Consider the following 23,049-nt stretch of genomic DNA (forward strand, 5'->3'; position numbering starts at 1 on the left):
TCGAAGGCGAAGGGATCGCGGACGCCGACGATCGCCGACGAACGCGTATCGGCAAGGCTAACCCGCATCCCGTCCCGGGGAAACCCCGCCAGACCCCGATGGTAGAATCGCATTCCTTTGCCGTTCGGAAATCCCCGCCGTGAACGAGTCGCTGATCGCCTGCCCTGCCGTCCTCGCCCTGGAGCTGGCCGACGGCGAGATGCCCGACCGGCTCGAGCTGACCCGCGACGAGGCGCAGGCCCTGGCCGGCCTGGTGGCTGACGACCTGCGCACCCTGCTGCCCGGCGTCGAGGCCTCGCGTTTCGCGCTGGCCGGTGCGCTGTTCGACGGGGTGGAGCTGCTCCGTCCGGGTTTCCCCGTATTCGCCACGCTGGAGGAACTGGCCCGCCGCGTGCCGCGCGTGGTCACCGCCGGTGGCGTGGTGGCGTTCGGCTCGCACGAGGGGCACATGCCCGCCCAGCCGCTGGTGCCCGACCCGCATTACGCCGGCGGCCCGATGCGCCTGGTGCCATGGATGCTGCTGGCACCCGCCGACCAGGCCGAAGACCTGTCGCAGGCGATGGAGCGCGAACTGGCCGCCAAGGGCGAGGCCGGCACGGCCACGGCCGACTTCCTGATGCGCACGCTGGGCATGCGACTGGAGCACGCGCGCTACCTCAGCCGCGACGACCTGCTGGCACTCACCTGCGTGCAATACGAGCACGTCAACCTGGCGCCCCTGTGGACGATGCTGGAAACCGCGCTGCTTACGCCGTACAAGCAGGAGACCGCGCTGGGCTCGCGGGGCCTGCCCCTGCGCTACGCCGAGGGGCGGGTCGGTATTCCCGGCCTCGCCGACTGGTTTGCCCGGGATGCGAGCAAGGGCGGCAACGCCGCGCACGAGTTTGCCGGCACCCTGTTCGAGCTGCGCCAGTACGCGGCGCTGCTGGCGGCCCATCACGTGCCCCTCGATATGGACGGCATGCCGCCGGGCCCCGCCGGTTACCTGGTCGAGGCGCTGGCCGAGGCCGACCCCGCGGCCGAGGCGCCGCGACTCTATGCCCACGAGGCACCCGGCCTGGGCATGGCCGCGATCACCGTCGCGCAGCCGGTACCTGGCAAGGCGCGCATCCTGGCCCATGGTTACCCGCTGGCACCCGATGCCCTGGTGCCGCTGCTGGAAACGCTGGCCGAGCGTTACGGTGCCGCCAGCGAAGTGCAGACCCTGGGCCGGGTGATGCTGGACGGCGAAGGCGCACTGACGGCCCCGGCACCCGCGCTGCACTGACCCTGCCGGTACGGCCCCACGATTAGGACGTCTTCGCATAGTTAACCGTAGACGGACGGACTAGAGTGGGATGACGTGAACAACGCTCATCCCACCGACTGGCCCGCCTACCTCCTGGATCGCTCATCGGCGATGCTGGCCTACGTCGATGCCGATACGCGGTTTCGCTATGCGAGCCCGGCGTTCCTCGCGTGGATGGGATCGGACGGCGCCTCGCTGGTCGGCTGCCGTGCTGACGATGCCCTGCCCGCGCCGATCGGTGCGCTGATCGCCGACGGCATCCGCGACGCGCTGGCCTCCCGGCCGTTTTTCGACCAGGGGCTGGCCAATACCGCGGGGCGCTACGCCCAGGCCACCTTCACCCTCGACCAGGACGACACCGGACAGCCGATCGGTGTGTCCATCGTGCTCGCCGACATCTCCAGCCGGCGGCTGCTCGAAGGGCGGCTGCGCGAAAGCGAGCGTCGCTTTTCACTCGCGTTCCGCCACGCCTCCATCGGCATGGCGCTGGTCTGGCCGGACGGCCGCTGGCTGCAGGTGAACGACGCCCTGTGCGGCATGCTGGGCTATACCGAGAACGAACTGCTCAGCACCGCCTTCCAGGACGTGACCCACCCGGACGACCTGGAAGGCGACCTGGCGCTGGTCGATACCTTGCTGACCGGCGAACGCCCGTCGTACCTGCTGGAAAAACGCTACGTGCATCGCGATGGGCACACGGTGCACGGCCTGCTCAGCGCCTCGCTGGTACGTGACGAGCACGGCGAGCCGCTTTACTTCATTTCGCAGGTGCAGGACATCACCGAGCGCAAGGCCTTCGAGGACGCGCTGTTCCGCGAGCGAGAACTGGCGCAGGTGACGCTGAAGTCCATCGGCGATGCCGTGATCACCACCGATACGAACCTGGTCGTCACCTCGCTCAATCCCATCGCCGAAGCCATGACCGGCTGGTCCAGTCAGGAAGCGGTCGGCCGGCCGATGGACGAAGTGTTCCAGCTGCGCGAGCCCGTGTCGGGGTTGCCGCTGGCCAATCCGCTGCGGGCCGCGGTGGAGAGGCACACCATCGTCGGCCTCACCACCGGCGCCATCCTCATCCACCGTAACGGCTTCGAAAGCCCCATCGAGGATTCGGCCGCGCCCATCCACGACCATGCCGGCAACGTCGTCGGCGGGGTGGTGGTGTTCCACGACGTGAGCGAGACGCGCGCGCTGGCGCTGAAGATGGCGCATCTGGCCCACCACGACACCCTGACCGGCCTGCCCAACCGCGCCCTGCTGCAATCGCGCATGGAGTTCGCCACCACGGCGGCCACGCGACGCAACCAGCGTGCGGCCCTGCTCTTCGTCGACATCGACCATTTCAAGCAGATCAACGACAGCCTGGGCCATGCGGCCGGCGACGCCCTGCTGCAGGAGGTGGCGCGACGTATCCGCGCGGCGGTGCGCGCGGACGACACGGTAAGCCGACTGGGTGGCGACGAGTTCGTGGTGTTGCTGCCGGTGATCGACGGCCCGGCGGATGCCAGCACCGTGGCGGAGAAGGTGCTGGCCGCCTGCAGCCGGGCGGTCAGCGTCGACGCCGCCCCGCTGGCCATCAGTTTCAGTATCGGCATCAGCGTGTATCCCGAGGACGCGGCGGATGCGGAGTCGTTGTTGCGCCACGCCGATGCCGCCATGTACGAGGCGAAGATGCAGGGCCGCAACGGCTACCGCTTCTTCAATCCCAGCATGAACGAGCGCAATGCCGCCCGTGTACGGATCGAGGTGGAACTGCGCAAGGCGCTGGCGCGCGGCGAGCTTTGCCTGCATTACCAGCCCAAGGTGGATGTCGACCTGGGTGCCATCGTCGGTGCCGAGGCGCTGCTGCGCTGGCAGGTGGACGGCGTGGACGTCTATACGCCCGAGCAGTTCATCCCGGTGGCGGAAGACTGCGGACTGATCGTGCCGATCGGCGAGTGGGCGCTACGCGAGGCCTGCCGCCAGGCGGAGCTGTGGACGCGGCGCTACCGACCGCTCTCCGTATCGGTCAACGTATCCGCCCTGCAGTTCCAGCACACGCGCTTCTTCGAAGCGCTCAGCGGCATCATCACCGACAGCGGCATCCATCCCACCCTGCTGGAGCTGGAGCTGACCGAGCGCACGGTGATGGAGGGCGGCGACCACATCGCCCGGCTGTTGCATCGCGTGAAGTCGCTGGGTGTGTCGCTGAGCCTGGACGATTTCGGTACCGGCTATTGCAGCCTGTCGTACCTCAAGCACTTCCCCATCGATACGTTGAAGATCGACCGCGCCTTCATCCGCGACGTGGCCTGGGACAACGACAGCGCAGCCATCGTCAGCGCGATCATCGCGATGGGCCGGGGCATGAACAAGCAGGTGCTGGCCGAAGGCGTGGAAAGCGGCGAGCAGGCCCGTTTCCTGCGCGATGCGGGCTGCCCGCAGATGCAGGGCTTCCTGTTCGGCAAGGCCATATCGGCGCGCCAGTTCGAGGCACGCATCGCGGCCGTGGATACGGGCGAACTGCGCCTCCTGGTCGGCTGATCAATCCCCCAGCGGGGCCTCGTACATGTGGTAATGGCAGCGCTGCATGCCCAGCCCGCTGTAAGTGCGTTGCGCGCGTTCGTTCTCAAGCTCCACGTACAGGCGCAGCCCCACGGCACCGGCGCTTTCAGCCATCGCTTTCACCTGGCGGTAGAGGGCGCCGAACACGCCGGTGCCGCGCGCTTCGGCTTCCACATACACGCTCTGCACCCACCAGAAGTCACCGCAGCGCCAGTCGCTCCATTCATAGGTGACCATCAGGCAGCCCACCGGCACGCGATCCCGCTCCGCCACGAGGTAGAAGCCGCGACGTGGCTCGTCGAGAACGGTGCGCACGCCGCGCGCCACCATGGCGGGATCGAGCCGCTTCTGTTCGGTCTCCCAGGCCATGGCGGTGTTCCAGCGGGCCAGGTTATCCGCGTCGGCAGGACCGGCGCGACGAATGTCGAGGCTCATGTGGGTTGTCCATTGGACGGCCGCCGCTTGCGCGACGCACCGAGTTTGCGTGTGAGGGTGTTGCGGCCGACACCGAGCGCCGCCGCAGCGTGCTGCCGATGGCCATCGTTGGCCAGCAGGGCGGCCTGCAACAGGGTCTTGTCCAGCGCCTCGCGGGCACGCGCGTGGATATCGGGCTCGCCCTGCGCCAGGGCATCCTGGGCCCAGACGCGCAGGGCATCCGTCCATTCCACGCCGCGCGTCTCCCGCGCAGGAAGGCTGCCCAGGTCGCTGGCCAGTATCTCCAGGCCCGGCGCCACCACGGCAAGGCGACGGCAGAGGTTTTCCAGCTCACGCACGTTGCCCGGGTAATCGCGCTGCTCCACCGCCTTCATCGCGCCACGCGAGAAACGCTTGGGCGGCACGCCCAGTTCGGCAGCCGCCCGGGCGAGGAAATGCCGGGCCAGCAAGGGGATGTCGCCACTGCGCTGGCGCAGCGACGGCAGCTGGATGCGCACCACATCCAGCCGATGCTTGAGGTCCGCGCGGAACAGGCCCTGCTCCACCCGCGCTTCCAGGTCCTGGTGCGTGGCGGCGACGATGCGCACGTTGCTGCGGATCGCCTCGCGCCCACCCACGCGATAGAACTCGCCACCGGCCAGCACGCGCAGCAGGCGCGTCTGCAGGCCGATCGGCATGTCGCCGATTTCATCGAGGAACAGCGTGCCGCCTTCGGCCTGCTCGAACCGCCCAGCTTGCCGCCGCGTGGCGCCGGTGAACGCGCCGGCCTCGTGGCCGAACAGCTCGCTTTCCAGCAGCTCCGACGGAATGGCGGCAGTGTTCAGCGCGACATAGGGCTTGCCATGCCGTGCGCTTTCCTCGTGCAGCGCGCGCGCCACCAATTCCTTGCCCGTGCCGGTCTCGCCGGTGATCAGCACGTTGAGGTCGCTGGCCGCGACACGGCCGATGAGGCGGAATACCTCGCGCATGGCGGCGCTCTCACCGAGCAGGGCGTGTTCGTCCTCGCGCGGCGCGGGCGCGATGACTTCCTCATGGGCGGCGGCCAGCGCGCGACCCACCGCCTCCACCGCCCGGTCGAGGTCGAACGGCTTGGCCAGGTAATCGGCAGCGCCAGCACGATACGCCGCCGCCGTCGTGGCGACATCGGTAAACGCACTCATGACGATTACCGGGCCGATGTTGCGCCGGGTGAGGTCTTCGAGCAGTCTTAATCCATTCTCACCGGGCATGCGTACGTCGGTGACGAGCAAGGCCGGGCGGCTTTCGTGCAGCGCCGCGCGCACCGCATCGCCCGCGCTGAATTCGCGCACGCTGTGACCGGCATCGCGCAGGGCCTCGGCCAGCACGAAACGCACCCCGCGATCGTCGTCGGCGATCCATATCTCAGTCATGCGGACGCTCCATCGGGAGGTAGAGGGAAAAGACGGTCTCGCCTTGACGACTGGTGTAACGAAGGTCGCCGCCGTGTTCGAGCGCGATCTCGCGTGACAGCGCCAGCCCGAGCCCGGTGCCATCGGGGCGACCGGACACCAGCGGCTGGAACAGCGTGTCGCGCAGGTCGTCAGGCACGCCGGGGCCGTCGTCGATCACGTCCACGCGTAAGGCGGCGCGGACGGTGCGCTCGCCGACGCGCGCGCCATGCTCCACGCGGGTGCGCAGGGTGAGCATGGACGCCCCCGCTTCGCCGGCGTTGCGGGTGAGGTTGAGCAGCACCTGCAGCAAACGATCGGCGTCGCCCAGGGTGTCCGGCAGGCTGGGGTCGAAGTCATGGCGCACACGCGGGGCGTTCGCTTCGGCGACGACCAGACCTTCAAGGCGCTCCAGCAATTCGTGGAGGTTGACCGGACCCAGACGCGGCGCTCCGCCGTGCCGGAGCAGACCGTCGGCCAGGGCGGCAAGGCGATCGGCCTCGGCGATCACCATGGCGGCGAGCTGGCGCAGGTCCTTGTCGACGACGCGGCGCTCCAGCAGTTGGGCGGCGCCGCGCAGGCCAGCGAGGGGGTTCTTCACCTCGTGGGCGAAGCCGCGCAGGGTGGCGGAGAGCGGGGTACCGGCGCTGGCTGCCGCAAGTTCGGGCGCAAGCGGGTGGACTTCGACGAGGATGCTGCCGTCGTCCAGGGGCTGGAGGATCAGGTCGGCGGTGAGTTCACGGCCGCGGGCGACGCCGAAGGTGACGGCGCGGAGGTTGTAGGCGCGGCGTTCGAGGGCGACGCGGTCAAGCTGCGCCGCCAGGGCCGGGTTGCGCATCAGGGCGGTCAGGTCCTGACCGGGGGCGGTGCGGGGGCCGACGTCGAGGAGTTCGCCGAGGGCTGGGTTGATCCAGGTGACGCGGCCGTCCGTGGAGACGACGGCTAGGCCGGTGCCTAGGAGCGTCAGGAGGTCGGCTTGGGTTGGTGCTTGCATTGCACCAATTTAGGGAAGGGGTTGGGTGGATGCAATGGCGTCCTTGACCCCTAGTCTTCTTCCGCCGCCTCACGTCCCTGCTGCCGTATAAGCATTTCTTCTCTTGCGTCATTGATGGACTGCCGGATGCTGTCCAGATCGACCTCGGACTCATCCGGCTCGAAATGACCGGTCAGTTCCGTATCGGCGCGGAGATCGCCGGCCTGCAGCAAGGCCCACATCTCCTCGCCGTACCACGTCTCCAGCAGCTCGGGCGCCGAGCGTCCAAGGTAGGCGGTGAGATTGTTGACGTCACGCAGCAGCATGTTGCGCGCCGCATTATTTCCCGTAGCACTGACGACTTGCGGAAAATCGATCACGACAGGGCCATCCGGACCGACAAGGACGTTGTACGGGGAAAGATCGCCGTGGATCAATCCCGCACACAGCATCAGCACGACCTGCCGCACGAGGATCCGATGGTATTCCCGAGCCTCATCGGCGCTGAGATCGACCTCGCCCAGGCGGGGGGCGGACAGGCCATCGGCGTCCGTGACCAGTTCCATCACCAGCACGCCGTGGAAATAGCCGAACGGCTCGGGCACGCGAACACCGGCATCGCGCAACTGGTAAAGCGCATCGACCTCAGCGTTCTTCCAGGCAACTTCCTGCTGCTTGCGCCCGTACTTGCTTCCCTTGCCGATGGCGCGCGCCTCACGGCTGCTGCTTACCTTGCGGCCTTCCTGATACTGCACGCGCTGCTGAAAGCTTCGATGCGCCATGTCCTTGTAGACCTTGGCGCAGCGGACGTCGTTGCCGCTACGGACAACGTACACCGCCGCCTCCTTGCCGCTCTTGAGTGGCCGGAGCACGTCGTCAATGATGCCGTCATCGATCAACGGCTGCAGGCCTTGGGGGGTCTTCAATTTATTTCGGGGACCGGTGGCATAAAGGAGGCGTTCAACCCTTGATTTTTACATTTTACTGAGCGTAGCGCCAACCCGCCAAGCGGTCGTTCAGAACCTGGCCAAGATCACGTAATGTCACCATCCAGACGGCAATACCCACATCGCCAGGGATATCGCGTCGTGAAAAGATCGACCCGAGCGCTATTGATCTGCATCTTTCCTCTCTCCGTCGCCATGCACGGATGTAATGCCGTGAGTGGAAACGATCCAAACGACACCTTCCAGCCACAGCAGTCAGCGCGCGAAGCGAAGGCTCAGATTGAGCAATGGATTCCGAATGGCATTGCGCTTGCCGACGCAGTAAACGCATTAGAGCGGCATGGCTTTTCTTGTCAGCCAGCGAAGCCGGCCGGTCCAGCGACACACGCAGCCATGCTCTGCCAGTTCAAGCTGCAGCCGCTACCTGCGCCCGAGCAGCGATTGACGGCGCCCGGCACTCCGGTAAGTTGGTTCATTACGCTCAATTCAAGTGACAGCACAACGCTGAGCAGAGCACAGGTCGCGCGTTTGCCCGAGGATATCGGAGGCTGAAGCGGCCGCTGTGACGCGGTGAATTCACCTATGGAATGCGGTAACGAGCCGCATGCATCAAGAGCTTGACTCTCGCGTCGGTCCATGTCCCATGCTTGGCGCCGGAAGCGGTGGATTCACCCACACCGCGCTCCACACTCACCTTTCCGCGTGAACCTCCAAGCCGATGCCCACCAGGACTGACATGCCTACATCCCGACGCGTTGCTGTCATGTGGTTCGGCCTTGCTGCCTTCCTCCTCAGCGGCAGCGCCCTCGCCCACCCCAAGCTCATCTCCTCGACGCCCGCCGACAAAGCCGTCGGTGCAGCTCCTCGTAGCATCCAGCTGACCTTTTCCGAGGCGTTGATGCCGCAATTTTCCGCTGCCGACGTCATGATCACGGCCATGCCCGGCATGGCCATGGCCCCGGCGAAGGTCGCTACCGCGGTCGCGACGGGGACGAACGGCCAGACCCTTGTCGTTACGCCAACCCGTCCGCTGACGCGAGGCAGTTACCGCGTCGACTGGCGCGTGGTTTCGGTAGACACGCATGCGGTCAAAGGTTCGATTACGTTTGAAGTGAAGTAAATCGGTGGATGACGCGCTGCCGATGATCGTCTTGCGCTGGGCACTTTACGGCGACTTGATGATGCTTTTTGGCGTGCCGCTCTTTGCACTCCACGCCTTGCCTGAGGTGCACCGCGCAGGCAGGGTGGGCAGGTCGTATAGCCGGCTGATCGCCTTCGGAGCGATAGCAGGGCTTGTGCTCTCGGTCGCTGCCCTGGCGTGGTCGGCCAAGGGCATGGTTGGCGCCGCGGCTTGGTCCGACATCCCTATCTCGACGTACGCGGTGCTGGTGGTCAACACCACGATGGGTTGGGCCTGGCAGGTCCGTATGGTGGCGCTGCTGGCGTTGCTGTTTATGGGGCACGCGTTACGTCGGCCGGCCAGGCCGATGTGGACGATCGCGTCCGTCGCTAGTGCGGCCTCGTTGGCCAGCCTTGCCTGGACCGGGCATGGTGCGATGGATGCGGCGGCGCGCGGCATGACTCACCTGGCAGCCGATATCGTTCACCTATGGGCCGCTGGTGCCTGGTGGGGAGCACTCGTGGCGTTCGTCCTGCTTGCCCGAGACGCACGGCGCGGGCATCCGCAATCCATCGACCTCCTGAGCGAGGCCGCACATGGCTTTACGCGTGTCGGTGCATGGATCGTCGCGCTGCTCATGCTGACGGGTGTCATCAACTACGTGATGATCGCCGGAGTCTCGTGGGAGACGCTGGCGAGCACCCGCTATGGCCATCTTCTCGTCATCAAGCTGTGGCTGTTCGGGATGATGCTCGTGTTGGCGAGCATGAACCGCTACCGGCTGGTTCCCGCGCTTGCCATCGCACGGCAGCAGGGAGAACCCAGCCGGGCCTTGCGTCTCCTTCAGCGCAGCGTGTTGGTGGAGACGGGTTTGGCCGGGATGATCCTTGGGCTCGTGGCGTGGCTGGGAACACTCTCTTCTGTAACGTGAGACCAGCAACACCGTCTTTCAGCGCGACGCGATGTGCTCAGCGAACGACAAGCCTACTTCGCTCATCGCTATGCCCCTTTTGCTAAACGGATGGACGGATCACGACAACGGGCACCTGGAAGACAACCTCGTGTTGCTCAAGCAACTGGGCGTATACAAGTAAGCGACCTCATCCCAGGCAAGAATAGCGTCATCGCTTCCGCACCCGTCACGGAGAAATACCCCCCATGAAAGCCGTCGGCTTCTTCAAGAACCTTCCCATCGACCAGCCCCAGGCGTTGCAGGACGTCGACGTGCCCGAGCCGGAGCTGCGCGAGCACGACCTGCTGGTCGACGTGCGCGCCGTGTCGGTCAATCCGGTGGATACCAAGGTCCGTGCCCATGGCGATGTGCCGGCCGGGCAGCCGCGCATCCTGGGCTGGGACGCCGCCGGCATCGTCAAGGCGGTCGGCCCGGGCGTGACGCGCTTCAAGGCCGGTGACCGCGTGTGGTATGCCGGCGATATCACGCGCCCGGGCAGCAACGCGGAACGGCAGGCCGTGGACGAGCGTATCGTCGGTCCCATGCCTGCTTCGCTGGACTTTGCCGAGGCCGCATCGCTGCCCTTGACGGCGATCACCGCCTGGGAACTCCTGTTCGACCGGCTGCGCGTGCACGAAGCGGACCCCACGGAGCACCGCGTCCTGCTGGTGGTGGGCGCCGCGGGAGGTGTCGGCTCGATCCTGACCCAGCTTGCCCGTCGGCTTACCGGCGTGACGATCGTCGGCACGGCGTCCCGCCCGGAAACGCGCGACTGGGTAATGAGTCACGGGGCCCATCACACGATCGACCACCACCAGCCATGGAAACCGCAGTTGCAGAAGCTGGGCATCGATGGCGTCGCCTACGTCGTCGGCCTCAACCACAGTGCGACCTATGTGCCGCAGATCGCCGACGTCCTGGTTCCGGAAGGGCAGTTCGCGTTGATCGACGATCCGGTCGGCCTCGATATCAGCCCCTTCAAGGGCAAGTCGATCGCGATCCACTGGGAGCTCATGTTTACCCGTGCCATGTTCGGCACGGCCACCATGGCGCGCCAGCATGCGTTGCTGCGGCGGGTGGCGGAGCTGGTCGACCGGGGCGACATCACGCATACGCTGACGCAGCGCATCGACGGTATCGATGCTGCACGTCTGATCGAGGCGCACCGGCAGCTCGAAGCTGGCAGCATGCTCGGGAAGCTGGTGCTCGTCAGGCCAGACAAGTGAGGACGGTATGCCACGAGCCCGTCGATCATTCGCGCCAGGATGCGTAGTAGACGACTGGTCTAATTCCATGTATCGTCTTTACCCATGAGCCCCGCCACCGCCACCATCGAATCCTCCGACGTCCGCGAGAAGATCCTTGCCACCGGCCAGCGCATCATGGGCGGCAAGGGCTTCTCGGCGGTCGGCCTCAACGAGGTGCTCGCCTCCGCCGGCGTTCCGAAGGGCTCGTTCTATCACTACTTCGCTTCCAAGGAAGCCTTCGGCGAGGCCATGCTCGAGGCCTACTTTCAGGATTACCTTGCGGACATGGATCGCCTGCTCCGGCAGGCCGGCGGTACCGCGGCGCAGCGGCTGGAGCACTATTTCCAGGCCTGGGAACACAACCAGTCGTTCGAGGACTGCCAGGGCAAGTGCCTGGCGGTGAAGCTCGGTGCCGAGGTGTCCGACCTGTCCGAGGCGATGCGTGCGTCGATGAAGCGCGGCACCGCAGGCATCGTGACGCACCTGGCCCAGGCGATCGAAGCGGGTGTGGCCGATGGGTCGCTGTCTGTCGACGATCCACCGTCAGACGTGGCGCAGAGCCTTTACCAGCTCTGGCTCGGCGCCAGCGTCATGGTCAAGATCGTTCGCAACGTCGAACCTTTCCACAAGGCCATGACCACCACGCGCCAGATCCTGCACTTTCCGACGACCTGAGCGGGCGACGTCGTTGAACCGCACGCTTCCTACACGTCACGTGTTTTTTAATACCCATTGATTAGACGACCGGTCTACTTATCGGCAACCCAAGGAGTCACCATGAAAGTCCTCATCGTCCTCACCTCCCACGACCAGCTCGGTACCACGGGCAAAAAGACGGGCTTCTGGCTCGAAGAACTGGCCGCGCCCTATTACACATTCAAGGATGCCGGTGCCGAAATCGTCCTGGCCTCGCCCAAGGGTGGCCAGCCGCCGCTCGATCCGAAGAGCAACGAGCCGTCATCGCAGACCGATGCCACCCGTCGCTTCGAGGGCGACGCCGCGGCGCAGGACCAGCTTGCCCACACCGTCCGCCTCGACACCGTATCGCAGGCCGACTTCGACACCGTGTTCTATCCGGGTGGTCACGGCCCGCTGTGGGACTTGGCGGAAGATGCGCACTCCATCGCGCTGATCGAGTCGTTCATCGAGGCGGGCAAGCCGGTCGCCCTGGTCTGTCATGCGCCGGGCGTGCTGCGCCACGTGAAGGCCTCCGACGGCAAGCCGCTGGTCGCGGGCAAGCAGGTCACCGGGTTCACCAACACCGAGGAAGACGGCGTCGGCCTCACCGAGGTGGTGCCCTTCCTCGTCGAGGACGAGCTCAAGGCCAAGGGCGGCGTCTACTCGAAGGGTCCGGATTGGGGCTCGTACGTCGTGACCGACGGCCTGCTGATCACCGGGCAGAACCCCGCGTCCTCGTCGGAAGCGGCCACGGTACTGATGAAGCACCTCGCCGGCTGAGCACACGCCCGGATGTACCTCGGGCAGTGAAAGCCCATCGTGGCGGCTCACGGAAACGTGAGCCGCCACGAATGCGTTCGGACGAAGCATCACGTCGCCGAATGGCCCGCCACATCGGCGGCAAACTCGCGATACGACCGCAACGGCCGACCCAGCATGGCCGTCAAGCGTGCCACATCGCCCTGCTCCGGCTGCATGCCGTCGCTGACGAAACGCTCGGTCATCATGCGCATGTCGTACGCCGTCCACGACGGCATGAACTGGCGAAGGTTGCCCTCGAAACCCGCGAAGTCCTCGCCCGGATAAGCGATGGGCCGGCCCAGTACATCGCTCCAGATCTGCGCAATGGCCGTACCGGTGAGGGTATCCGGCCCCACCACATTGATCCGCTCCAGCGGCAACGGTTGCGCGGCGTTCTCGCGACGCAGCAGTTCGAGTGCGGCAATCTCGGCCAGATCGCGCGTATCGATCATGGCCAGGCCCTTGCTGCCGACCGGCATGGGATACACGCCATGGCCAGTGATCACATCCTTGATGCTCAGGTCGTTACCGATGAAGTACGCCGGCCGCAGGATGGTGGCGTGCATGCCCATCGTTTCGAGCATACGCTCGACACCGAACTTGCCGGCGAAGTGCGGCACATTGACGTAGCGGTCGCTGTGGATGACCGAGAGATACACGATCCGCTCGATACCGGCTTCGCGGGCGACGTTGAGCGTCACGATGGCTTGGGTGTATTCGTCGGGGGTGACGGCGTTGAGCAGGAACAGCGTCGATACACCCTGGAAGGCACTTCGCAGGGCGTCCACATCGAGCAGGTCGCCCTTGGCGACGTCCACGCCGGCGGGAAGCTCGGCCTTCGCCGGATCGCGGACGAAGGCACGCACGTCGGCACCGCGACGGACGAGCTGGTTGACGACTTCGCGGCCGACCTGGCCGGTTGCACCGGTAACGAGAATGGTCATGACATGACTCCTTTGATGGGCCGGTAAGGCCGAAGGGTGGTTGGGTGGAAAGAACGATAGGTGGTACCGATAAAGAAACACAGACGCTAAGATCGAGACCATGCGTATCATTATTGAGACACCATGGACCTGAGCGCGCTCGAGGATTTTCAGCTGGTGGCCCGGCACGGCGGCTTCGGCAAGGCCAGCCGGGCCAGCGGTCGATCGAAAGCCACGCTATCGCGACGCGTAGCGGACCTGGAGGACGCACTGGGGGTGCGGCTCATCGAGCGGGGCGGCCAGAGCTTGGCGTTGACCGTGGCGGGACGTGGCCTGCTTAGCCGCACGGAAGGCCCGATGCACGAGGTGGCCGAGGCCCTGGCGGCGGCGCGGGACGGGATGGACACACCCCGGGGCCTGCTGCGCGTGGCCGCACCGCAGTTGTTCGCGCAGGTGGCGCTGGCGAGGTTGGCGGCGGACTTCATCGCGCTTTACCCCGACGTGCAGATCGAGGCCGTCGCCGAGGATCGCGTCGTCGATCTTGTCGAGGAACGCTTCGACGTCGCCATCCGGATCAATCCACGCAAGGACTCCGACCTCGTCGGTCGTTGCTTTGCGCACGACCGGTTACTGCTTGTCGCGCCACCGTCGATCGCGAGACCCAGTGACAGCGATGGCGATCCGTTGCCGGTGCGCGCCGTCGTGATGTCGAGCCATCGCGACGGCGATATATGGAAGACACGCGACGGACGCGCCATCGTGCCGCAACCCGTGCTGCGCCTGTCTTCGCTGTTGATGGTGCGCGATGCCGTCGCCGTTGGCGCAGGTGCGGCGTTGCTGCCCCGATCGATCGTCGGCGGCATGCTGGACAGCGGACAATTAGTGACATGGGGCATTGCCGGTGACGATGTCGAGCTTTGGGTACTGCACACGTCGCGGCGACTGGAAAGCCCCAAGGTCAGGGCTTTCGTGGACTTCATGGCAAGCCAGTATCCCGACGGCTCGTTCATCGCACAGGCGTGACGCGCCTCTGGCAATGACGCAAAACGGCGCATCACGTTAGGTTCGGCGGCACCACCGAACAACATGGCGATAACTGACGATGCCTGTTATGGCCTTCTATGTAGGACCGACGTTACAGCGTTACCTTTCGATGATCGCTTGAACGCCGTTAGTGCTGGCGGGGCAGCCAGGATTCACATCGGTGACTTTCATGTCACATCCAGGTCCGACGCGGCTTCAACTGCATGCATCGTGCTTAACTCGATATCGCTGCCACATCGTCTGGCGGCTTGGACGCCACGTATCTTCAGTCAGGTGCGATCCCCGTACCGACGACTGGAGACCTTATGTCAGACCATGGCAAGCCCAACCCCATCAAGAATGCACTCGCCGACGCCGTCGGCGCCATTCGTGCCGATCACGACATGCATGAGGTGGCGATCGCCTTCAACGAACTCGAACCCAAAGCCATAGAAAAACTCACGCCGGCGGAAGCACGCACCCAGCCAACCATGAAGGATGCGGTGAACCACCTGCTGAAGAAGCAGAACCGCGACGCCACGCCGGAAGTGCTCGTACCCGGCGTCATCCGTCGCACCATCGTGGTCGACACACCTGCCGGCGCGCTCAACGCGTTCGTATTCACCCCGACCGGCATCGTCAATCCGCCGGTGATTCTCTATTTCCACGGCGGCGGCTGGGTCATCGCCAATGCCGATGTGTACGACGCGGGCGCACGCGGCCTGGCCAAGCAGGCCGGTGCCATCGTGGTGTCCGTGGACTATCGCCAGGCGCCGGAGCACAAATTCCCTGCCGCGTGGGACGACGCCCTGGCCAGCTACAAGTGGGTTATCGCCAACGCCGCATCGCTAGGTGGCGATCCCACCCGCCTGGCCCTGGCGGGTGAAAGTGCGGGCGGCAATCTGGCCCTTGCCACGGCGGTCGCGGCACGGGATGCGGGCCTGCAGGCACCGCTGCACGTCCTGGCCGTCTATCCGGTGGGACAGACCGGCTCGCTACACACCGAGTCGTATATCGAAAACGCCATCGCCAAGCCGCTGAACAAGGCGATGATCGAATGGTTCGTCGGTCACTTGGTCCGCTCGGAAGACGACAAGAAGGATTCGCGCCTGGACCTGGAGCACGCCAATCTGCGTGGCCTGCCGCCGGTGTCGATTGTCAACGCGACCCTGGATCCGCTGCGCTCGGACGGCGGCATCCTGGAAGACAAGCTCAAGGAAGCCGGCGTGCCGGTCGAGCGTCGGATCTACACGGGTGTGACACACGAGTTCTTCGGCGCGGCGGCGGTGGTGAAGAAGGCGGAAGAAGCGCAAGTCTGGTCGGGTGAACGCCTGCGGCAGGCTTTCGGACGTGTCTGATCACCGGACGTGAAGCGAGGCGGGACGACGAACCCGGGGATCCAGCAATCCCCGGGTTCGTCCGTTTAGAGGGCTGGCCGTCCCGATTGCGGACGTTTCAGGCGTAGGGCGTGCCGACCAGCGCGGCCTGGATGCCGCGGGTGCCCTGGTCGACCAGTCGAAGGAAGGTGGCTGCGGCTTCTCCGGCGTCGGGATGCTGGCGATAACGCCGGTGGGCCTGCCACATCGCCACCGTGTAAGTGGCCAGCAGCATGTCCGCAGCCAGGTGGGCCTCGGCGTCGGCCGGATCGCGGCCAACGCGTTCCGCCAGACCCACTGCGATCAACTGGGCGATCTCGTCACGGATGGCACGAATGCGGGACTTCAGGGTCTCGCTGGCCTCGATGGTCTGGACGTAGTTCTGCCGCGCCGAGGTAAAGCGGATATACGGACTTCCCTGCCCGACCAGTTCATGGGCGAACAGGCGCATCGTTTCCAGCGGCCCGATGGCCGGATCGTAACGGCGGATGGTCTCGCGGATCAGCTCCCTGCCCGGCTCGTCGTGTTCGAAGAACATGTCCTCCTTGCGGGGGAAATGATTGAACACCGTCATCCGCCCCACCTCGGCAGCCGCGGCGATTTCTTCGATCGTCACCTGGTCGAATCCCCGCTCGAGGAACAGCCGCCTCGCTTCACGGGCGATAGTGTCACGCGTGACGAGACGGCGCCGGGCGCGGAAATCGAGGGTCTGGGAGGAAACGGTCACTGTGTGGGGTAGCAAGGTGCGGGATTCAATGGCGCATTAGAGCGTGAAGTGCGTGGGGCGGCAACACTACCAACGGCTAGCGCACGCCTTCGTCACGTTTGGATATCTCGTCCATCTTTCGCTCACCTTCCTCGATCGCCTTGTCGCGCTTGACCTGCTGGGGCTGGTCGTTGCGGGCGACATAGTCGTTGTTGCGATCGCCGGACTGCGGCTTGTGCTCTTGATCGGCCATAAGGGCTACTCCCGGTTCAACCGTGGTCTTCGTTGTCGTGCTGCTGCTGGGGCGACTCCGGCGTCTTGGGGTTCTTCTCAACCCGGTCGCTCGTGCCGGCGTCGTACTCGCGCGGGCTCTTCGGTTTCGTGGATTCGTTCGACTCGGCCATGGCTGGCTCCGGTGCGGTGGGAAGGCCCAGCTTCCCCCTTGCCCTGTAAGGCGGAGTCGAGTGCACGTGAAGACCGCGGCACGACAGGCGTTGATTCAGAACAGCTGGCTCTGCTGCGACACCAGGGTATCGAACCGGCCGCCGACCAGGGGCAGGATCGCATCGGCGATCGGGCGCAGCTGGTGTTCCACGTAATGGTCATAGTCGATGGCGGCGCGACGCGCTTCCATGGGTTCCGGCCCGTTGAGGGTCATGACGTAGCGAATCCAGCCGCCACCCTGGTACTGCAGGGGCCGGCCGAGCCGCGCATTGTGCTCGTCGGCCAGCCTGGCGGCCCGGACCTGGGGTGGGGTCATGCGGTCGTACGAGTCCAGCTTCCCACGCAGGCGCTTGCGATAGACCAGGCGTTCGTCGAGGCGGCCCTCGCGCAGGTCGCGCACATAAGCCTGGATGTACGCTTCGTAAGGCTGCCGCCGGAAGATCATGCCGAACAGCTCTTCCTGGAACTGCCTGGCCAGCGGCGTCCAGTCGCTACGAACGGCTTCCAGTCCGCGGAACACGAGCTGTTCGTCGTCGCCGTCACGCACCAGCCCCGCATAGCGCTTCTTGCTGCCCGTCTCGCTGCCGCGGACCGTTGGCATGAAGAACCGACGGTAATGCGTGTCGAACTCGATCTCCAGGTAGGAGTCGATCGCCATCTCCTGGCGTAGCTTGGCGGCCCATGACGTGTTGATGCGCGCGACCAGCGTATCGGCCACCGCCTGCGCTTCGGCTTCGTCGTGCGCACGTCCCAGGCCGATGAAGATCGAATCCGTATCGCCGTAGATCGTCTCGTAGCCGTCGGCCTCGATCCATGCACGTGTCTGTTGCATGATCTCGTGGCCACGCAGGGTAATGGCGGAGATCAGCCGGGGATCGAAGAAGCGCGCATCCGGGGCGCCCAGCACCCCGGTAAACGCGTTCATCAGCAGCTTGAATGCCTGTGCGAGCGGGGTGTTGCCCTGCGCCTTCGCGGCATCGCGACCCGTCCACAACTGCGCGATGAGCGCAGGCAGGCAATGCGTCGTCCGCGAGAAGCGCGTATCCAGCGGACCGGGTATCCAGGCATCGGGATCGACCGCCCGCATGCCTTCCACCAGGCCGATCGGATCGACGAGAAAAGTGCGGATGATCGACGGGTAGAGGCTCTTGTAGTCCAGTACCAGGATCGAATCGTAGATACCGGGACGGCTCTCCATCACGAAGCCACCCGGATAGGATTCGCCGGTGGCGCGGCCGGTACGTGGGGCGACGTACCCCTCCCGGTGCATGCGCGGCAGGTAGAGATAGGTGAACGCGGCAATCGAGCCGCCGGAGCGATCGGCCTGCAGGCCGGTCACGTCGGCGCGCTCGAGCAGGAACTCGAGCAGGCGCGTCTTCTGGAATATCCGCGTCACCAGTTCGCAGTCGTGCAGGTTGTAACGCGCCAGCGCCGGCTTGTCGTGATGGAACCGCCGCTCGATCTCGTCCATGCGGCTGTACGGATCGTCGATGTCCTTGCCTTCACCCAGCAGCTCGCGGGCGACGGCCTCCAGGCTGAAGGACGCGAAGCTCAGCGAGGCCGAGCGCAGCGCCTCGATGCCGTCGATCGGCAGGCGGCCGGGGATGGACGCGAACATGTAATGATCGCGATGCCGGTGTTCGCGCCAGTCGATGGGCGTGCCGCCGCGCCCGAGGGTGAGCACGCGGCCGCAACGATCCGCACAGGCCTGCAACAGGCGCAGGTCGAACTGGATCAGGTTCCATCCGATGATGACGTCCGGATCGTGGTGGCGGAACCAGTTGTTCAGCGCGACGATGAGCGCCGCGTGGTCGTCGACATAGGCCAGGTCGAAATCGTGCGGCACCTCGTCGCCCGCCGCAGGGATGCCGAGCATGTAGACCTGCCGCTGGCCACAGCCTTCCAGGGCCACGGAATACAATTGGCCCTCCGCGCTGGTTTCGATATCCAGCGATACGGTACGCAGCGACGGCCGGTAGCGCTCTCCGGGACGCAGGCGCGGATTGACCAGGGTGGCGGCATCGGCGTCCGCCGCCTCGATCGTCACCGACGCCGTGATGAAGCGCTCCATGAGGTAACGGTCGTCGGGGCGGATGTCCGCCTCATGCAGCACGACGCCCCGCTCCGAGAGTTGCTTCTCCAGCGCCTGCATGACCCGATGCCCGCGCGTGTAGACGCCGAGCACCGGCTCCTGCGCGAAGGTCTTCAGCGGCAGGGGTGCCAGCTCGACGGCGGCATCGCGCCGGATCACGGATTCCACGGTTTCCCGAGCGGAAGCGGCAACGAAGGCCACGCTGCGCTGCCCGGTGAGGACGACGCGGCGGGCGCCGCCTTCCATGGCCACCCACAGTTCGACCTCGCTACCTTCCCGCGTGTCCCGCCATTGGCGCGTCAGGATGTAGCCGTTCTGGGTGGGGGTGGTCACCTCATTAGTTTACCCGAGGCTGGACTTGGCCCGCAGCGTAGCTAGCTCGTAAGCAGCCGCCTTACCAGATCCGGACGCGCTGGCCGGGTGACAGGTAGAGCCGCTGCCCTACATGAACGCCGAAGGCCTCGTACCAAGCGTCGATATTGCGAACCACACCGTTGACACGCACCTCGAAGGGCGCGTGAACGTCGTTCGCCAGTTGCGCTTGCAGGGCTTCGCGGGTCTTCTTCCCGCGCCATAGCCACGCCCAACCGAGAAACACGCGCTGGTCGCCGCTCAAGCCATCGACCACCGGTGCGGACTGACCGTGCAGGAACGCGTGGTACGCATCCAGTGCCACAGACAGTCCACCCAGATCGGCAATGTCTTCGCCAAGGGTCTGCTCGCCGTGCACGTGCTCCCCCGGCAGGGGCTCGAAAGCATCGTATTGGCTGGCAAGCTGCTTCGCGCGCTTCAGAAACTGCACGTTGTCCTTCGCGGTCCACCAGTCACGCTTTCGGTTGTCGGCATCGATGTGCCGACCCTCGTCGTCGAAACCGTGTGTCCACTCGTGCCCTATGAAAGCCCCCATCGCGCCGAAGTTGTAAGCAGCATCCCTCGCAGGGTCGAAAACCGGCGGTTGGAGAAGGCCTGCGGGGAATTCGACATCGAGCGCTGTTCCGTTGTTGGCATCGACACTCTGAGGCGCTTCCACCCACCGCTTCGGATCGACACGCTCGCCAAGACGTGCCAACTGCTGGGACCAGTCTGATGCGGCGACACTTCTCGCACTGGCGGAAAGATCGTGCTGGTTGATTGTCACGGCGCGAAGATCGGCAGCATGGGATGGTCCACCTAGCTTCACCGTATAGGCGTCCAGCTTACGGATCGCCTGCTCGCGCGTCGAAGGGGCCATCCAGTCATTGTGCTCTATGCGATGACGAAAAGCCGCACGAAGCTGATCGATCATGGCTTGCACCTGTTGCCGTGTCCCATCCGGAAAATAGGCCGCCAGGTAGATATCGCCAGCGGCCCAACGCAGGCTTCCGAAGCAATCCGCCGACGGGCCTCCGGCACCGACGCATTGGCTACCCGTCGCAGCGCGTATGGCGAGTTGCCATATCGGCAGCGGTGTGGAGCGACCCGTGAGCGCCTGACCGTGAAAGCGCTGCCACGCTGCGATCCGGCGACTATCCAGAAAGGGGGCGGAGCGATCCATCGCGTGGGCCGTCATCCACTCTCGCAACACCGGTAGCGGGGCTTTCGCAAAGAGCGCCGATAACGCCTTGGCGGCACCTGGTTCGCCAATTACCACGCGGCTGCCTTCGCCCACGTCGGCGGCTTTGAAAAACGCAGGCCAGTCGATCCCGGGCGCCAATGCCGGCAGGTCGGTCGCGCGAGCATGGCGCTCGTTGGAGGCCACCTGCATGTCGTCGCTCCAACTCGCACTCGCCACGCGGGTTTCGAACGCCATGACGTCGTCGGCTACTCGCCGAGGATCGTTCGTACCGATACCTTCGAACAGCGTGACCAGATAGACGCGAAGCGCTTCGCGCTCCGACACGAAGTTCGGCTCGAGGTAATAGGAACGGTCAGGCAACAACAGGCCGGCTTGTGACAGGAAGGCTGCGTATTGATGTCCGTCGTCGTGGTCGACATCGATGTAGATGTCGAACAACGATCCGGTGAAATCGACCTGTTCGTGTCCCATGAGCGAGGACAGCGTGCTGCGGTCGGGCGCTTTCGCTATCTCGCCCAACAGCGATTGCACCGGAGACAGCCCCAGGCGATCGCGCGTCGGCATGTCGGAAAATGCACGAAAATAAGTATGGAGCTTCTGCGCATTGCTCCCCGGCGGGGCCGAGTATGCAGCATTCACCAAGTTACGAAGCTTCTCGTCCATGTCGTCGACGGCCGCCTGCATCGAGCCAACTTCGGCATGATCCAACGGGATAGCCGTAGAGCGGAGCCATCCGCCGTTGGCATAGACATAGAAGTCGTCACCCGGAGCCGTCGCATCGTCCATGCCCGATGCATGGTTCGGCTCCGAGGCAACGGCCGCGCCTGCTAGCGAAATCAGGCAAGCCGCTATCAGGCAGCGCAGGTACTTTCTGTTGCCCACGCCCGACATCCGCGGTGAAAGAGCGGAGTATACGAAGCCAGGGAAGAGCAAGCATGCGCGAGATCTTGCGTCATGGCGTAACGACAGCACGCTGGATCACTCCCAGTGCACAGCCGCCCGGAAGTCTACCCGCCAGCTGTCCTGTCCCGGGATCACCTTGGTGAACGCGTGCGCCACGTCGCCGTTGAAGCTGAGGCCAGTGACGGAAGTTCCACAGCACGCCTAGGCCACCGCCGGTGATCTGGCGATCACGCGGGAAGGACGCGAAGACCGCGCCGTGGTCGGCGAAGGCGTCGAAGCTGAGCTGCGCGGGCCCAGTGAGGTCGACCAGCCGGTCGGTCATATAGCGACGTCGTCCGGTTGGTTGAGAGCGTGCTGGCGTTGCACTGCGCCGGCTGTATGTCGGGTTCAATGTCGGATGGGCGGTCATAGATGTGCAACGGCTTCACGGTGTCCGCTTAGGCAGTGTGAGCCGTGTCGCAGTATGGCGAAGCTTCCCCCATACCCGTCCTTCGTCAATCTTCCGTTGGAGGAATTGACGATTTTTGGATGTCGAATTAGACAGCACATCTAATCGTAAGAGATTGTCAGACAAAGTTTTTTCGGCAAAATCGCCGCCATCTCGCCCTACATCCACCGCAAGTCGTGCCTCCTGTCTAAAAGCGGGGGCTTGACCGTTTGCACCGAATTGCTGCATTTCGCCTACTATCACGCCATGAACACATCCGTTGCACCCGAACGTCTCGAACCGAGCGGCAGCATCGCCTGCGTCGGCATGGGCATAACGCTCGGCTCGCATCTGACGCCTCTGTCCAGAAGCCATATCGAGCAGGCCGACGTCGTGTTTGCGGCGCTATCGGATCACGTGGTCGAGCTCTGGCTCCAGCGACTCAATCCGGACGTCCGCAGCCTCCAGCCGTACTACAAGCCTGGCAAGTCGCGCATGAAGACCTACCGCGAGTGGGTCGACCTCATGATGGTGGAAGTCCGCGCGGGCAAACGCGTCTGCGCCGTGTTCTACGGTCACCCCGGCATCTTTGCCTGGTCGCCGCACAAGGTGATCGAAGTCGCGCGCGCCGAAGGGTACCAGGCGCATATGGAAGCAGGCATTTCCGCTGAAGATTGCCTTTACGCCGATCTCGGTATCGACCCGGGCCGCGTGGGTTGCCAGCACCTGGAGGCCAGCCAGCTGCTTTTCTTCGAGCGGAACCTGGATACCACGGGGCACGTGATTCTCTGGCAACTGGGCGTCGTGGGTGACAGGTCGCTGGGTCGCTTCCGAACGCCGGATGCGTACAGGGAGCTTCTCGTAGAGCGCCTGCGCGAAGACTATCCCGCCGATCATGGTGTCATCGTCTACCGTGCCCCCACGCTTCCGATCGAAGGGCCTCACATCCAGCGAATGACGCTTGGTGAGTTCGTCGGTGCGGAGTTCACGGGGCAGGAGACACTCGTGCTCCCGCCGCTACACCCGCTCAAGCCCAACCTCGTGATGCGCGCACGGCTGGATGCACTGGATGCCGAGCATGGCTCGGGCATCGAGCCCGCGTCCCCGACCATCGCGGTTAAAGAAAAGATATAGCCTGCCGCTACTGCCTCAGCGTGGTGGAAACTGCGTCCGCTAAAAAAGCGGCGCGTCAAGCTGGAAAATCAGGGG

General features: G+C 65.1%; 21 protein-coding genes. 11 read left to right on the top strand and 10 right to left on the bottom strand.

The features are described 5' to 3' along the window. Positions 1–139: 139 nt before the first annotated feature. A complete protein-coding gene (locus ACVKN3_RS17110) occupies positions 140–1,267 on the top strand; it encodes a hypothetical protein (protein WP_354516759.1) in 1,128 nt (375 codons plus the stop codon). A 75-nt stretch (positions 1,268–1,342) separates the two neighbouring features. After that, the gene (locus ACVKN3_RS17115) at positions 1,343–3,808 is read left to right on the top strand and encodes a sensor domain-containing protein (RefSeq protein ID WP_354516762.1); all 2,466 of its coding nucleotides are present in this window, start codon (positions 1,343–1,345) and stop codon (positions 3,806–3,808) included. Here the strand turns inward: ACVKN3_RS17115 and ACVKN3_RS17120 are convergent, their stop codons facing one another. Genes ACVKN3_RS17120 through ACVKN3_RS17135 form a run of 4 tightly spaced genes read right to left on the bottom strand, consistent with a single transcriptional unit; the run spans position 3,809 to position 7,572 of the window. Next, positions 3,809–4,264 carry a GNAT family N-acetyltransferase gene (locus ACVKN3_RS17120; protein WP_354516764.1) on the bottom strand — a complete coding sequence of 152 codons (456 nt, stop codon included), beginning with the start codon at positions 4,262–4,264 and terminating at the stop codon, positions 3,809–3,811. Continuing rightward, the gene (gene ntrC, locus ACVKN3_RS17125; RefSeq protein WP_354516766.1) at positions 4,261–5,655 is read right to left on the bottom strand and encodes a nitrogen regulation protein NR(I); all 1,395 of its coding nucleotides are present in this window, start codon (positions 5,653–5,655) and stop codon (positions 4,261–4,263) included. The genes ACVKN3_RS17120 and ntrC overlap by 4 nt, the downstream gene beginning before the upstream one ends. Then, positions 5,648–6,667, bottom strand: coding sequence for a two-component system sensor histidine kinase NtrB (locus ACVKN3_RS17130; protein ID WP_354516767.1), 1,020 nt, complete (start codon positions 6,665–6,667; stop codon positions 5,648–5,650). Before ACVKN3_RS17130 ends, ntrC begins: the two co-directional genes overlap by 8 nt. Before the next feature lie 50 nt (positions 6,668–6,717). Continuing rightward, a complete protein-coding gene (locus tag ACVKN3_RS17135) occupies positions 6,718–7,572 on the bottom strand; it encodes a PA4780 family RIO1-like protein kinase (protein ID WP_036138997.1) in 855 nt (284 codons plus the stop codon). A 234-nt stretch (positions 7,573–7,806) separates the two neighbouring features. Here ACVKN3_RS17135 and ACVKN3_RS17140 point away from each other — a divergent pair, with 234 nt between their 5' ends. The 6 genes from ACVKN3_RS17140 (at position 7,807) to ACVKN3_RS17165 (ending at position 12,370) form a co-directional block, all read left to right on the top strand. Beyond that, entirely contained in the window at positions 7,807–8,145 is a 339-nt protein-coding gene (locus ACVKN3_RS17140; RefSeq protein ID WP_354516770.1) for a hypothetical protein, read from the top strand. Between the two features lie 211 nt (positions 8,146–8,356). Then, complete coding sequence (gene copC / locus ACVKN3_RS17145; RefSeq protein ID WP_354516772.1) at positions 8,357–8,713, top strand: copper homeostasis periplasmic binding protein CopC; 357 nt, start codon at positions 8,357–8,359, stop codon at positions 8,711–8,713. A 4-nt stretch (positions 8,714–8,717) separates the two neighbouring features. Next, a complete protein-coding gene (gene copD, locus ACVKN3_RS17150; protein WP_354516774.1) occupies positions 8,718–9,644 on the top strand; it encodes a copper homeostasis membrane protein CopD in 927 nt (308 codons plus the stop codon). 227 nt (positions 9,645–9,871) lie between these two features. Next, positions 9,872–10,891 (top strand): zinc-binding alcohol dehydrogenase family protein, encoded by a 1,020-nt coding sequence (locus ACVKN3_RS17155; protein WP_354516776.1) that lies wholly within the window; start codon positions 9,872–9,874, stop codon positions 10,889–10,891. 84 nt (positions 10,892–10,975) lie between these two features. After that, positions 10,976–11,587: a TetR/AcrR family transcriptional regulator gene (locus ACVKN3_RS17160; RefSeq protein ID WP_354516778.1), complete on the top strand. Its 612-nt coding sequence runs from the start codon at positions 10,976–10,978 to the stop codon at positions 11,585–11,587. Between the two features lie 102 nt (positions 11,588–11,689). Further along, positions 11,690–12,370, top strand: coding sequence for a type 1 glutamine amidotransferase domain-containing protein (locus ACVKN3_RS17165; protein ID WP_354516780.1), 681 nt, complete (start codon positions 11,690–11,692; stop codon positions 12,368–12,370). 89 nt (positions 12,371–12,459) lie between these two features. Here ACVKN3_RS17165 and ACVKN3_RS17170 read toward each other — a convergent pair whose 3' ends face one another. Beyond that, positions 12,460–13,335: an SDR family oxidoreductase gene (locus ACVKN3_RS17170; protein WP_354516782.1), complete on the bottom strand. Its 876-nt coding sequence runs from the start codon at positions 13,333–13,335 to the stop codon at positions 12,460–12,462. Between the two features lie 123 nt (positions 13,336–13,458). On the opposite strand from ACVKN3_RS17170, the gene ACVKN3_RS17175 reads away from it, so the two are divergent. Together ACVKN3_RS17175 and ACVKN3_RS17180 are read left to right on the top strand one after the other, a co-directional pair. Continuing rightward, positions 13,459–14,337: a LysR family transcriptional regulator gene (locus ACVKN3_RS17175; RefSeq protein ID WP_354516784.1), complete on the top strand. Its 879-nt coding sequence runs from the start codon at positions 13,459–13,461 to the stop codon at positions 14,335–14,337. Positions 14,338–14,663: 326 nt separating this feature from the next. Continuing rightward, on the top strand, positions 14,664–15,695 hold the full coding sequence (locus tag ACVKN3_RS17180; RefSeq protein WP_354516786.1) for an alpha/beta hydrolase: 1,032 nt from the start codon (positions 14,664–14,666) through the stop codon (positions 15,693–15,695). 97 nt (positions 15,696–15,792) lie between these two features. On the opposite strand, the gene ACVKN3_RS17185 is transcribed toward ACVKN3_RS17180, so the two are convergent. The 5 genes from ACVKN3_RS17185 to ACVKN3_RS17205 form a co-directional block, all read right to left on the bottom strand. After that, positions 15,793–16,440 carry a TetR/AcrR family transcriptional regulator gene (locus tag ACVKN3_RS17185; RefSeq protein ID WP_285403278.1) on the bottom strand — a complete coding sequence of 216 codons (648 nt, stop codon included), beginning with the start codon at positions 16,438–16,440 and terminating at the stop codon, positions 15,793–15,795. Between the two features lie 76 nt (positions 16,441–16,516). After that, positions 16,517–16,672, bottom strand: coding sequence for a hypothetical protein (locus ACVKN3_RS17190; RefSeq protein WP_285403280.1), 156 nt, complete (start codon positions 16,670–16,672; stop codon positions 16,517–16,519). Positions 16,673–16,688: 16 nt separating this feature from the next. Then, positions 16,689–16,823 (bottom strand): hypothetical protein, encoded by a 135-nt coding sequence (locus ACVKN3_RS17195; RefSeq protein ID WP_255349632.1) that lies wholly within the window; start codon positions 16,821–16,823, stop codon positions 16,689–16,691. Positions 16,824–16,918: 95 nt separating this feature from the next. Further along, positions 16,919–19,288 (bottom strand): DNA polymerase II, encoded by a 2,370-nt coding sequence (locus ACVKN3_RS17200; protein ID WP_354516789.1) that lies wholly within the window; start codon positions 19,286–19,288, stop codon positions 16,919–16,921. A 61-nt stretch (positions 19,289–19,349) separates the two neighbouring features. Then, a complete protein-coding gene (locus ACVKN3_RS17205; protein ID WP_354516791.1) occupies positions 19,350–21,392 on the bottom strand; it encodes a M13 family metallopeptidase in 2,043 nt (680 codons plus the stop codon). 670 nt (positions 21,393–22,062) lie between these two features. Here ACVKN3_RS17205 and ACVKN3_RS17210 point away from each other — a divergent pair. Further along, positions 22,063–22,974 (top strand): SAM-dependent methyltransferase, encoded by a 912-nt coding sequence (locus tag ACVKN3_RS17210; RefSeq protein WP_456992176.1) that lies wholly within the window; start codon positions 22,063–22,065, stop codon positions 22,972–22,974. Positions 22,975–23,049: the final 75 nt, after the last annotated feature.

The sequence above is a fragment of the Luteibacter sp. PvP120 genome (assembly GCF_054055715.1).